Origin of the sequence: Paraburkholderia sabiae, assembly GCF_030412785.1 — a bacterium.
Lineage (GTDB): Bacteria > Pseudomonadota > Gammaproteobacteria > Burkholderiales > Burkholderiaceae > Paraburkholderia > Paraburkholderia sabiae.
In genome coordinates this window covers 2,751,958-2,764,904 of the sequence record NZ_CP125295.1, presented here as the reverse complement: position 1 = coordinate 2,764,904, position 12,947 = coordinate 2,751,958, and the positions used below count along the sequence as shown (strand labels likewise).

The following is a 12,947-nucleotide window of genomic DNA, read 5'->3' as shown; positions in this document are numbered from 1 at the left end:
CGACAAACTAGCTAAGAGAGCTTCGCGACGGGGCTGACTCAGCCCCCACCCATAAAAGATTAATCGGAATTGCGCGCGCTGGCGGCGCTACGAAGGCCTTCTTCATAGGCGCGACGTACCTCGCCCACCAGTTCCCGAGAGAACTCAAGCTCGACAAGCACGCGGTCTAGCGGCAGGGCGTAGCGCGCGCCAAGCTGGCCGGCAACAGCCGCACCAGCCATACGGCTCGAGCGTTGCACCGATTCCGAAATGCTACGGCCCACAACAAACCCGAGCACATAGTCTTCCTTGTAGCGCGACATCTCGCATGCGTCAGGTGCTTCGGCCGCGTCGAGGCCGACCTGCAAACCGACGTCGACCAGCGTTTTCGCTTCGTTGGAATGCTGGCTCATGGCTACGCGCCCTCCTTACCGGCGTTGCCGTCACGTGAAGCGGCCGCTCGCATGCGTGCCTTTTCGCTGGCGAGCCACGCCTCGGCTACTGCTGCACGGAGCTCGAGCTCTGCGTACGGATACGCTTTGGCGATGCGACGGTAGTGCTGCGCTTTTTCTTCGTCGGGTGCAACCTTGTGGGAATAAAACCCCTCGGGGTCGTCGCCATCGCGAACTTTTGACGGGTCGGAATAAAAGTGATACAGGTGGAGGGCGGCCTTCCAGTGACCGCGATCGGCGGCGCGCTCTAGGATGCGGATGACCGAGCTGACCAGTTTGGGCGTAGCTTCGGAGTCGATGAGTGTGATTGCCGCGTCTGCCAGTTCCGCGTAAATCGAATCCGCGAGCGGGTCCGCATCAAAATTCTCTTCGCTTGCCTGCTCGACGAGCTCCCGCGCTTGCTGGCGATTTTTGCGGTTCCAGCCTTTGGTGAGGAACTGGGCAAGCCGGGCCTTTGCGTAGGAATTGAAGAGTGAGACTGCGCGAAGAATGCGAAAGCCAACCTCAGCTTTTTCGTTTTCTTTGAGCTTGGCAATAATGTCGCACGCAAGTTCGCCCGCTCGCATGCGAATTCGCTCAGCCCACACGGGCGCGGCCCAGTGCACGTTTTCGACGATGAGCCGCACCTGTGCCTCGGTCGGAAGGCTAAGGGTCTTGAGGCAAACGGCCATCACGTACTCGCAATACGCCTCACTGCCCGTGCTGCCGCACTTTTGAGCCGCGAAGTAGTTTTCGACGTCCAGCTCGGGATAGCGTGCCGAAGGTTGCCACTCGCGAACGAACTGAGCCACGAGTTCCGGGGTCGTCGCGATGTCTCGCGCGGTGAGGAACTGCAGCGCGCGTGCGTTTTGCTCTACGCGACGACCGACGAAGTGTTGCTCGTCATCTTCGTCAAGCGGTGAGGGGGATTCAGCGTTTGACCAAGACGTTCTCATGTCGCGCCACGAATCGAGCGCGCACAGGACAAAGGCGGTCAGGTCTTTCGGGGGGATTTCGCCAACCGCATTGGGAAAATGCTTGGGAAGGAGTTCGTCGCAGCGCTCAGCTGCTCGAATGGGAGCTCTTGAATTCTTGAAGTACATCATACTGACCTCTACAGACGTCAACAGTTAAGCTCCGACGCTTCCGCGTGGGAACCAGAGGAATTCGTGCCAGCGTTTCTGCTGACTCGAGTTTCTCGTAGCTGTTGCGTTGCCCGTAGGGCCGAATGGGACGCACGGCAGCGGAACCCCGTATTACTTTCCGCACCACCCAAAAGAGACCGAACAATCCGCCAGGGGGCACTGTCGGACGCTTCCGAGTGTCTGGCCTCGGGGGCAAATATACGGGACAAGCCCCCGGCAGGTCAACAGGTGTCGCGCCCGACCCTCAATCACGTTTCAGCGCGCAACGCCCTAGGCGCGGGGCGGAGTCAATGGCGCGGCGGCAATCTCCAGAAATCTGCCCCCAATTCAGCTTGCGATGGCGATGCCCGCAGGCGCCAGGTTCTCGATGGCGCGAAACACGACGCCGAGAATCGATTCACTCTCGGTGGCCGAGTGCGCGGCCTGCAGCCTCGCGATATTGGCGACGCATCTGCGACCAGAGACCCCCGGCATCAACCTCGCGACTTGGGGTCAAGCCTTTGACTGACAATCATTGCTGGATTTTTAACTAGGCGAAGGCCTTACGCTGTGGGCTTCAACCCGAAAAATGACGATAGCAATCTATCGTTGATTTTTTTAACGATTCGAGTATCAGTGATCGCGACTAGTCTAAATGGCCATGGCCTCGCAAGGGAATACCCATTACAGGCTTGCAAAAGCTCGTTGGCTACGGATGCCGGATGACGGGCGAATCTTCAGATTATTCTCGATTCCTCATGTCAACATGGGGACATAGGGCCGATAGATTGCGACAAACAGAAGGTCTTGGAACCGATCTCGCGTGCAGTGATGTCGGAGTTTCGGCTATTGTGGCCTTTTGGCCGATCGCCGGGCAACGATCGCTATAGGTCGCGCAGGGGGCGCTCGACGACCTGCTATTTAGAATGACAGCTTCTCGAACCTCAGAGGATGGCGCCCGACCCGTTGCTCCCGTTCGGGGCTTGCAGTTTCGAGGGCGGGTACGGTTGCCCCGGGTCACGCTAGAAGTCAGCCGCTTGGTGAACATGTCCGAGTCCTGCAGGCGCCTCCGCTGGCCTATGAAAAAGTCACGGCTGCTAATCAAGCGTTGAAAGACGATGTGGAGCGGACGTTCGATAGACGGTCAGGTTGAGCAGCACTACATCTTTACGCGATGCAAAGCTGCATTCGCGCGTATCTTCCGTGGTGAGCCGAGAAAACAAGTCTGCGTGCTGCTGAACGCTGTGCAACATTGAGTTGATCATAGGGTTGGACGCCCGGCAGGTTGCAAGGCCCGCATGTCACAATGCACGACCCCTCGTAGTGCGTACTAGGATGAACGGCTGCTTCCTCAATACTACATAATTCAATCCCGATTAATGCGCAGCTTGTTAGGTTAGGTGCCCATGTTCGCCAAGAATCTTGAACATTTCCTGGTAAATCATTTCAAGGGGAGTGACGTTGCGTCCGACGACCTTGCAGACGTAGCGCAGCGCTTCGAGTCGCTGCGCGGCCATCGACAGCTTCCGCAGGGGCGCGAAAATAGAAGCAGGCATCTGAGCGTTGCAGGAGTTGCTGCTTCGCTATTGGGCTTTGCCACAAGCCGTCCAAACTGGGCAGGGCATGCCGCTACAATTCTCAAGGATTTGCGGCCGGTGGGAGGAACAGTAGCGTCCTGCTGGGGGGCCGCCAATTTCGTGGCCGCAATCGAGACTGTGCTGACGGACGCAGACGCGCGAGCGACTTTGTCTCGCATCTCGATGTCGAGTGCCGAATCAGGGACAAACGTGTACGGAATTGCATCTGTCACCTATCGTCATGATGGGGCGTTGCGGACTGTCTGGTTCGTCTCCCAATTCGCGGTCTCGCTCACGACTCCTGGGGCAGAGTTGACCTTCGATCCCGGCACCGTGGAGCCGGAAGTTGCCCGTAACCTGTCGCTCAACGGGCGCTTCTTCGAGAGACTTGTGCGAGCCATAGCACTATCTCTGATGAGTTCGGCCGAGCCAGAGGGAGACGGTTCGGAATATGACGCTGTCGAAGCCGAGCAAGCGCGCCGAGCAGCGATCGGCGTAACTGGCAGTTCTCGCTTCCTGAATGTGGGCATCGACACGCAGGTTACCTGGCCAAAGAGCGAGTTACTGGTGAAGTTCGACAAGTATCACCTTGTCCTGATGCCGAAAACGAAAGAGCACACGCAGTCGGTGCACATCGATTTGGTCGGGAATCAACTTACGCGGCGTGCGGCGAACACTGTGATCAACCGGTTCCTGAGTACGCTGGCTTGGTGTGATGACCAGTTTGCTATTGTTGAAGGCGGCTGGGCAGGCAACCCGATTCCGGTGCCCGTGAGAAAGCGTGATCTCGCCTTTGCGACAGTGCATACCTGGATTTTCTCCCGAACGATACTTGGGGAGGACAAAGCACGTAGGGCGTTGGCACTCTATCGGGAAGGCCTGAATGCGGAAGCGGCATCCTTGACTAGCTACGCGGTTCTGAGCTTCTTTAAGGTTATAGAACTGGGGTACCGGGAGAGCGAGCGGGTTAAAAAGTGGATCGGGCGGGGTTTCCAGAGCATTGCGCAGGAGGCGCACGCGGACGACGTGCGCATGAGTGCCTTCCTCGAGGACTGCAGAGCCGCTTCACCTGAGGACTATATCTGGGAGGCGTGCCGACTGGCTGTCGCGCATGCGAGCCTGAAAAGTCCTTCAGACGCCGACGACGCGGCGGAGATTCGTCGATTGAGCGTTGCGTCTTACGTGTTGCGGTTGCTTGCAAGACGCTTCATCAGAGAACGTTACAAAATTTCTGAGAGTCCTGTTTCCGATGTCGCCGAAATGTCCGACACTTCATCAGACGGCAATCGTCACTGACGATCCGTTGCTGGCCGCGCGCTTCTCTTGCTCGCTGGCGCGAAAAGGTGTTTATGTCGCGGTGCTTGATGGGCCTCGCATGACGCGCGACGATGCCGACGCCGAGGTTCTGCGTCGGAACAATGCCCTTGCCAGATTGGACGCCAAAAAGATAGTCCTCACCGGACTGAGCGACGTTTCCACAGCGGCAATGTCTGCAAAACTACCGAAGAATCGAGTGTCGCTTTGCATCTCAGACGACATTGGCAGCTTTGCAACTTCGGAACGGAGAGGCCGCGAACCGCTACGCTGGGGACACAGCTTCATCGGCGCGGGCGTCTTGCGCGCCCTTTACGAAGGGCGTCTGATCGAATTTGGAGATGGGGCCCCTACCGTTGCCGCGTATTCGCCTCGAACGGTCGATCACCTGGTCATCTGCGAGGCCGGAGAGCCGCTTTCAGAGGTGATTGCAGCAAACTATGCATTCGCGCTTGGTGCGAGTCTGCAGATCATTCCTCAGGTCGACAGCGTTGAAGCGGTCAGCCTGCTCGAGAGGTACTACTCGATAGACCTCGGAGGCGCATCGCAGGCGAGTATCCGCGATGAGCTCGAGTCGCAATTGAGAACGTTATGCGGAAATCTCGAACTTCCTCAGCAAGGGGCATTGACTTTCTTCACGCGATCGCTCCCGTTCGGGGTTGCTTTCCCTGAGCTGCCCTCGACTCATCTTTTCACATATCCGGATTTGGGAATCGCAGTCGTTAATGGTTTTTCGGCTGAGCAGCCAGGCACCCGTGGCGTGAATATTGGTGTACTGGTGGATCCTGAAAGAACTCGAGCGCCCGAGATAGAAGCGGCCGCGAAAATCTTGCCGGAAAGGGGGATGTTCGTTCGAGGATATCGTGGTGCTGGCGCTACCGTAACCGACATAACTGAGATGGTTCATCTGTTCCCGTACGACTTGCTGATTTTTGCGACGCACTGCGGGGATACAGATGGATACCGCTGGACGTATCAGTTCATCGATAGCGAAGGTTTTGAGCGAGAGCTGGTGGTTGATATAGCGGTCGGCGTTGGCCAGACGGCAGATCCTGACAAGCTTGACGTTGTGCAGTTCACCCGCTTTCACTCCCTTGATGGAGTAGACTGGAGCGACCCGGTAGCAAAAGCGAAACTTCATGTGGGAACAGCGATTCGCGACTACGAAAAAAGAATACGCAACGACGAATTAGAACCGGTGAAGAAGGAGACAATTAAACGAGTTCGGATGTCCGCCGCGATGGCCATGCACGACCATAATTACATCGCAATCCCACGTGCCTTGGCTGAGCATGGTTCCCCTGTCGTTATCAACAATGCTTGTGTGTCATGGCATGAACTGTCTGCTAGATTTGTGTTTGCAGGCGCGCGAGCCTACATTGGTACTCTCTATCCGGTGAGCGACCTCGAGGCAGAGAGTGTCGTCGTAAAGCTTCTCGATAAGGGTTGGGGAAAATGTTTGCCACATGCATTGTGGTCAGCCCAGAATTCGACTTATGGTGCTGGTAGTACCCGCCGCCCGTATGTCGTTACAGGTGTCTATCCCCAGCGTCTTAGAGTAACCCGAGAAAAAAACACACCATCATATCTATTGAAAAGGCTTGAGTCGGCTCGTGACAACTGGCAAAGGCATTTGACGACCTTAAGCGCCTTAAGCGATGACGTGACTGGAAAGCGCACGGAAGGAATCGTAGACTACTATGACCGGGAAGTGGCGTCCGTACGAAAGCGGTGGAATCTATAGCAGATGCACCAGATGCTGGCGCAGTGCGTTCGCTCGAGTCAAAAACTAGCGACATGCTGTCTGGCAGAACCTGTATCAACTAATCCGGAATAAAAAAAGCGAGCATCTGCCTTCGCAGTTCGACATAGCCCATGACTTGTGTCTCATTCGTCATGATCTGATGACACAAACACTAGTAGATGGGGAGACGATTGGACATGGTTGGCGCCAGCGTCGCTGGAGAGCGGTCTGTGCGTTGCGCGTGAACTATCGTCAAAAGGAATCCTTGTGACCACGAGCGGTTATGGGGCGGCGGCATTCGAGCTTGCCAATGGTAAACCTATTGGGCTGCTTTGCGGCAGTACCTTGCTGTATCTGCTTGAGGACCATGCGGGGAAAAAGCAATCACCACACCGGAATGATGGCGCGACACGCATCCTGACGATTGACAGAATCGCAACGTCTCGTTGTTTTACGAGACAAGGCTTGAGCAGGCTAGTTCTGATTCGCCTTCGCATGCCGTCCGATATTGCATCAATGAGGCCGACGCTCGGTCGGCCTCTTGCTGGTCAACTACGATCGGTCAGCTTTAGGCCACAAACGGGTACTCTCGCTTCCCGTTTTCTGTAGCCGACTCAACTCCGTGATGCGCCTGACTAACTCCTTGTCGATCGTCGCGTACCCGATGGGAACGTGAATCGTTGAACTCAGCGCGACCATGACAGAGATCACTGCAACAGCCTCGGCAACGATCAGAACTTCGAGGGCAAGAGGAGATGCACCCGCGGGAGCGTGAAGACCTCGATCGAAGACGCGAGTGAAGAGAAGTGCTTCCCTAGTGTTGACGGCGGCCGGAGAGATGAGCGCGGTGGAAAGGTTCGCTCCTTTTGTACGTACACGTATTGCCGAGCGAAGTGACTCCAGCATAGTCGGTAGGTCTTCGGTTGCTCCCCAGCGAGTTCCGCCTGGCCGTTGCCACAAAAGTTCAGAACGGCCTTGTTCGCTAACATTGACTTTCGCCTCGTCGAGCAGTTTCGTTATTGCTTTTCTATTTCTTTCGACGTATGGGTAGCCTATGAGCGGTGTTGTGATGTCTGCGCCAGATCTCAGTTCGTTGGCGTACCAGCTAGAGAGGTCGAACGAACCGTCCGGGCGCGTCCACCGCACTAAGTCGTCTTTGCCCATCAACCGTGCGAACTCCGTCGAGGACGCTTGGCTGGGAGTTGCCTGGTCGCGCGTACTCAATTCGACGGCCATAGCTTCTGTGAGCCGTCTCGCCCTGCCTCCGCGGTCATAGTCGTCAAGTTGCAAACGAGCTTCAATCTTGGGTACGGGTTCGATCCGCAGAATTTCGCTGCCTCCGATTTGGACGAAGCTGTAACGTCCAGCATGTACATCGAGTATGGAATAGAGCGTCCATTCGTCGGGGCTTTTTTCTCCGCGCGCTATGCGGAGGTATTCCCGGAAGTTGTCATGGAACGCCACGCCTGCCTCATTTTCATCGAGACTTTGGCGTGCAGGAATAGAGATGAGGTGCTGGACATTCCGCAATCCACGACCACTTGCCATATGCTTGGTAACCAGATCGAACCATACGTCGGCATGCATCGGTTCCGCGAAAGTTATCGTTGGTGCAGATTCATTGGATGTTCGGAACAATTCCTTTGCGGAAGCGTGGAGCGTCAACGTGTCGTCCTCGACAACTACGAGACCCCGCGCCTGCAGGTCAGAAATGACAATTCCAAGATCCTTGCCTTCGAATCCAAAGAATCGTGCGAGTCGCGTCGCCGTGATGCTTCGAACTGCATGGAGGGTGCGGAGGACGAATTCGTCGACCATCGGGAGGCGTCGCTCGCGTGTTCGCTCCGCTGCAATGACGAATTGGCGACATGGCAGGTTGAATCCGAACGTATTCGTTTGGAAAGACTCAGTGGTCGCCATGTTCACGACAACTCCTCAACAGACAGAACCCTGGAAGATGAAGGATGTTCGTTCATGTGCTCAAGGACCAGTCGCATTGGTGATTGCGAGGACACTTGTTTGCCCCACATCTTGCCGTTTCCCACGATAATTAAGCGTTCTTTCGCGCGTGAGGTGGCGACATTGCACCGGTTCTCGTTGCCCACGTGACCGGTAGAACCGCTCTGATTGCTGCGGACGAGCGAGAGGATGACGATCGCGTTTTCTTTGCCCTGGTAGGAGTCCACAGTGTCGATGCGCACGAGGCGCCTGAATTTTGGATCGAAGGGTCGGCGCGACCATGCAGATTCGAGTTGACGTTTCTGACCGCTGTACATACAAATAACACCAATCGGTGTTTCATCGTCCAATTTTGCTAACGCTTCGATCAATTTCCTGTCTTCAGAAAGACGCTCCAGAACGGTCATGACTGCGTCTACCTCGGCAGGGTTGTGATAAGTTGTATCGCCCTCGAGTTGAACCTCCTCGTGCCCCTGCTGCGACTGGGTGTCGATCCATACCATTGGAGTGGATAGCCATGGCGCTTCAATGTCCGAACGTTTCAATGTCGGCTGACGATCAATGGAAGTGTCAAGTCTGATGTCATGCGCCTCGTAAAAACATCGCGACACCATCGTGCAGATAGCCGGATCCATACGATACTGCTCGGTAAGCCTGACTCCGACTTCCAATCCATATTCCGATGTGAACGCGCGCTCGAAGTCGCTTCTCGTCAGTTCCTCCTGCTTGACATCAGGGCTGTATGCGCTCAGATCCTCCAGCATCTCCCGGTCAAACATCGGCCGCAACTGTAGGTGGTCTCCAACGAGCAGGACACGTCGCGCCATTTGAATCGGTACGGCCAGTTCGCCGGGAGTGCAGCGCGCGGCTTCATCGACGATCACCCAGTCGAAGACTTGTGCATCGATCCGGATTCGCGTCTGGCCAACGCCGACGCAAGTTGCCGCTACGACGCTGCGAGTCTTGGCAAGAAACTCTTCAAAGTTTCGACCGGGCGATCCGAGCGAGTGTAGCCAGTCGTTGGTGAGCTTCAATGCGTTGCAGGCCGCCGTGACGTCGGCGGGTGAAATTAGCGAATGCTCTGCCGCGAGATTCTCAACGAGTTGCTCATACTCTTGCAGGGCCTGACTGACATCAGGCTCCCGTCCTGCGAATGCTCTGAAGGCAGAACGAAAAGCGTCTTCCACACGTGATCGTTGCACGCGGTTGCGTTCGCGGTCGATGGCCAGTTGGGTCTCATCATCCTTGAGGGCTTCCTGGATACTCGCGCAGCGGCGGGCCAAGGTGCCCACCTGTTTATCAAGATCAAAGAGGTCTGATGAGTAAGCTCGGTCAACTCCGAGACTCGACGAAAGCTGACTGAACCGGAACTTCGCGGCAGCTTCGAATTTTACTCGATAGCGTTCGCGCAACTCCGCCGTATGGTACGGACGAATTCGCTCAGTTATACCTTTTGAGCCGATACGTAGCAGGCTAGGGCGCGTTCCACGATCCTTATGCAAGCGCAACAGAGAATCAATTGCATTGTTGACCGCTTCATGGGACTGACTCGCGATCAAGATTCGCTGGCACCCTCCGCGGGTTAGTAGCCAGTGCACGAACGAGGCGATAAAGCGAGTCTTGCCGGTCCCTGGCGGTCCTTGCAATAGGCCTACGGGGCCTGCCGCGAGAACTTGGCGGAAGGCGTGCTTTTGGCCATCGTTAAGGTGATAGGTATTGAGGTCTTCGGTCTCTGGTTTTACATCATATGGCGTCGGCCTGATCTGTTGGTGTGGATCGAAGTAGTCGATCAGGTTCGAAACGACTGAGCGATAGTCCAGAATACGACGTACCGCTCGAGCACGTCGGTCCATCGATGTTTGCTCACGTCGCCCGGCGAGCCGGAGCCGGTCTCCTTCAGAGATACGGCCACGAGTATCAGTAATGGCGATCGCCACGGGCAGCGCGCTAGCCGTAAGATCCACGCGGCCAATCCGCCGAGTGCCTGCGTAGATCTCGATAATGTCTTCCTCATCGAAATCGAAATCCTTTCCCAGATTTTCATAGGTGCACACCAGCATTTGGTCGCGCACAGACAGAATTTCCGTGATAACGATCTCGACGCGGGCGTCCTCCTCTAGCTCAACGAGTTTCATCCAGTGCCACATCACATCGAAGTGAGGGGGGCGAACTGACGGCTGAGGTTCGCCTTTGGGAGTAGCGAAGCGCTCATGTCCGCATAGATAAGCATAAAGTTCTTCAAAGCCGGATTCGACGCCATGCTCGACTCTTACGCGAAACGGCAGATCGCCATGTCCGGAGGCTGACTCGTAGGCGAGAGCCGTAAAGGGAGTCTGCCTGAACCGATGATGTGTCAGGAGGATGCCATCCCCGTCCAGAACCAGCTGAGCACTAGGTGTGGTTAACAAGAACGTACTGAGGCCGGAGTCTCCGACCTTGCGTCGTACGTAGATCTTGTCTGCATTGCCGAAGCTGTAATTCAGTGCGGGCGAGCGCAGGATGAACTCTCGAGCGGCAGGTGCGCTCGCCGCCACTATGGCTTTGGAAAGCGACGAAATGGCAACTTGCAGAGACTCGATTACCGGCTTGTCTAGCTCGGTTGCAAGGTCTTTCAACAGTTTTTTTGCATGCTCTCCTGGATCGAGCAGGAGTAGCATGCATGTCACTTTTAACGCTGCGTACCGGTCGATAGCAGCCTGATTCAGATGCTCCCAGTTCGTGGGGCACATCGTCGGCGTGCGTACCGCGCCATTGCCTACAGGCGACACGTCGAAGGGGTCGATCAGACACACCGAACCGGTGTCGACGTTGATCATCATATTGCCTGGTGATATGTCTCCATGCTCGCAACCGAGCTCATGCAATGCGGAGACTGCGCGCAGGAGTTCCAGGGCGAGCGGCAATGATGCGTTTTCGGGGAGTTCGGTGAGGGCCGCTAGCGGTACACCTTCAGACCGCTCGTAGACGACGAACAAACCGACGGGGGAGAGGCCGTAAGCGATGAACTTGGGCAGACCCTTGATAGGTGCACTTCGAAGTAGGTCTACGCTTTGCAGAAGTCGGAGGAGGGCGGAATCACTCGCCAGCGAGCGGTTCCTGCCCAGTGACATCCAGACCTTGACAATGAGAATCTGCCCATCTTTTTCATGAGGGTAGATACTCTTCAGCCCGAGGGTCGTACTAGGACCAGTCGGAGGCCACGCGGTAAATGGGACAACATGTGACTCGAAACGGTCTAAGAGGGCTGCGTCGAAACCATCTGGCGTATGGTCCTCGACAATCGCAGAGAAGGTATCCGTAAGCTCGATTGCGTCGATGAATCGCTGCGCCGGGTTCGACGCCATGCCACGCCGAAACCAGTCGCCCAGATTTGAAGCCTCAGGCGGCAACGCTGCGACAACTCGCTCGGGGTCGGTCGGCGGCGCCGTTCCGAGGAGGATCTGAGCGGCGAGGTAAGTGCACGCGTACACATCCCTCTGACGGCCAGTGCTCGAAATGGCTGACGCGTCTTCTGGAAGAGCTGGCGCATACCCACGCAGGTCCGCCAGCCAGTCCATGACGGAATTTTTGTCCGGCAACTGGCACGACATGAATCCGGTCAGGGCGAGGTCGCTGTGACTTCCAATCCAGACGGCTCGGGGACCAATGTCGCGGTGCGTTACGTTGTCGCGATGAAGATGGGCGACAATATTTAGCAGGCTCGATACGATGACCAAACGGTCAGAGAGGCTGAGGTCGTCCCCTTGTTGCACTAGGTAACGATCCAATGGGCTCCATCCCGGGCCCAGATGACGCACCTCGAAGTGATCAGTCGAAATTTCGTCGTCAGGTGCAACTGCCTCCTTGAGCACATGATTTCGAGTGATGAGGTCGCTCTGAATGTCTTGAAGGTAGCCGAAAACGTTGGTCTCGCGAAGGGCCACAAGCTTGCGCATTTCACCGCTGTTGAGTCCAACGGGAAGTCGATCAAACGACCACGTTCTTACCATCCCCTTGATGCGCGGCTCGCTTTTCCGCTGCGAAAAGTGGTCATGCCATACTCCACGCGGATGTATGAAGACGTCCTTCTCTGTGACCGCGTAGCCTGACCAATCCATTTCCGAGCGTTGGAACAGCCTTGGATTGTTGAAAACCTTTTCAAATTCAGCTTCCAGCTGATGGGCCTTTGTCAGCTGGATCCTACCCCTGGGGATGTAGTTGTATCGCTGCGAGGGATCACCTATCAGGCACGCTTCTGTTAGTGTCAAGGTGCGCGCACGTTCTTGTGCTGGAAGATGCGACGCGTCGGCTGTGCCGGTAAACACGACTCTGGCCTCAACTGCAAAGGCGCCGGCTAGGTTGCTAGCGCCTTTTATGACCGATCTTAGCTTCCTTGCCTTCTCTTCGCTAACGATGACAGCGGATCTTTTGCGAGGCGCCTTATTGAGAAACCAGCGGTCGCCTTTAGAGGTTAGCTTGCCGTTCCAGTCTTTTATCTCCAGCAGAAGGATCTGATCGTCGGTCACCACGACCGCATCGATTTCCATTGGATCTTGATTGCGGGGGAAACAATTAAGCGATACGTAGAGAAGCCACTCTGACGGGAACGCACGCGAAAGCGCGTCGACCCCTTTGATCTCGCGCGGCATGATGCCTGCGCTGTTGAGATATCTCACCCGACAAACCATTTTTTATATCCCCCGGACTCGCGCAACGTCGATTTTTTAGGCGGTTGCAGCTGGTGGAGGATTCTATCGTATTGGCGCATAAGTCCCCACTGCCGCCACGCTGTCGAACGCCCGAAGCAATTCGCTACTTCCTCGGCAGACACAATGCGGTA

The 12,947-nt window shown here is 56.1% G+C and carries 6 protein-coding genes; 2 read left to right on the top strand and 4 right to left on the bottom strand.

Features of this window, described 5'->3' with window-relative positions; all coding sequences use genetic code 11:
• Window positions 1–59: 59 nt before the first annotated feature.
• Together QEN71_RS12335 and QEN71_RS12330 are read right to left on the bottom strand one after the other, a co-directional pair.
• Window positions 60–392: a DUF2623 family protein gene (locus QEN71_RS12335; protein ID WP_201653447.1), complete on the bottom strand. Its 333-nt coding sequence runs from the start codon at window positions 390–392 to the stop codon at window positions 60–62.
• 2 nt (window positions 393–394) lie between these two features.
• Entirely contained in the window at window positions 395–1,516 is a 1,122-nt protein-coding gene (locus QEN71_RS12330) for a hypothetical protein (protein ID WP_201653444.1), read from the bottom strand.
• A gap of 1,424 nt (window positions 1,517–2,940) precedes the next feature.
• On the opposite strand from QEN71_RS12330, the gene mauJ reads away from it, so the two are divergent.
• Together mauJ and QEN71_RS12320 are read left to right on the top strand one after the other, a co-directional pair.
• Window positions 2,941–4,407, top strand: coding sequence for a methylamine utilization protein MauJ (gene mauJ, locus QEN71_RS12325; protein WP_201653441.1), 1,467 nt, complete (start codon window positions 2,941–2,943; stop codon window positions 4,405–4,407).
• Entirely contained in the window at window positions 4,361–6,169 is a 1,809-nt protein-coding gene (locus QEN71_RS12320) for a hypothetical protein (protein ID WP_201653438.1), read from the top strand. Before mauJ ends, QEN71_RS12320 begins: the two co-directional genes overlap by 47 nt.
• Before the next feature lie 552 nt (window positions 6,170–6,721).
• On the opposite strand, the gene QEN71_RS12315 is transcribed toward QEN71_RS12320, so the two are convergent.
• Both QEN71_RS12315 and QEN71_RS12310 read right to left on the bottom strand, forming a co-directional pair.
• Complete coding sequence (locus QEN71_RS12315; protein WP_201653435.1) at window positions 6,722–8,095, bottom strand: hypothetical protein; 1,374 nt, start codon at window positions 8,093–8,095, stop codon at window positions 6,722–6,724.
• On the bottom strand, window positions 8,092–12,756 hold the full coding sequence (locus QEN71_RS12310) for an AAA domain-containing protein (RefSeq protein WP_201653432.1): 4,665 nt from the start codon (window positions 12,754–12,756) through the stop codon (window positions 8,092–8,094). Before QEN71_RS12310 ends, QEN71_RS12315 begins: the two co-directional genes overlap by 4 nt.
• Window positions 12,757–12,947: the final 191 nt, after the last annotated feature.

What these genes read in the sequence shown, in the direction of transcription:
- QEN71_RS12335 (WP_201653447.1), bottom strand. Translation starts at nt 392, where the DNA reads ATGAGCCAGCATTCCAACGAAGCGAAAACGCTGGTCGACGTCGGTTTG.
- QEN71_RS12330 (WP_201653444.1), bottom strand. Translation starts at nt 1,516, where the DNA reads ATGATGTACTTCAAGAATTCAAGAGCTCCCATTCGAGCAGCTGAGCGC.
- mauJ (WP_201653441.1), top strand. Translation starts at nt 2,941, where the DNA reads ATGTTCGCCAAGAATCTTGAACATTTCCTGGTAAATCATTTCAAGGGG.
- QEN71_RS12320 (WP_201653438.1), top strand. Translation starts at nt 4,361, where the DNA reads ATGTCGCCGAAATGTCCGACACTTCATCAGACGGCAATCGTCACTGAC.
- QEN71_RS12310 (WP_201653432.1), bottom strand. Translation starts at nt 12,756, where the DNA reads ATGCCGCGCGAGATCAAAGGGGTCGACGCGCTTTCGCGTGCGTTCCCG.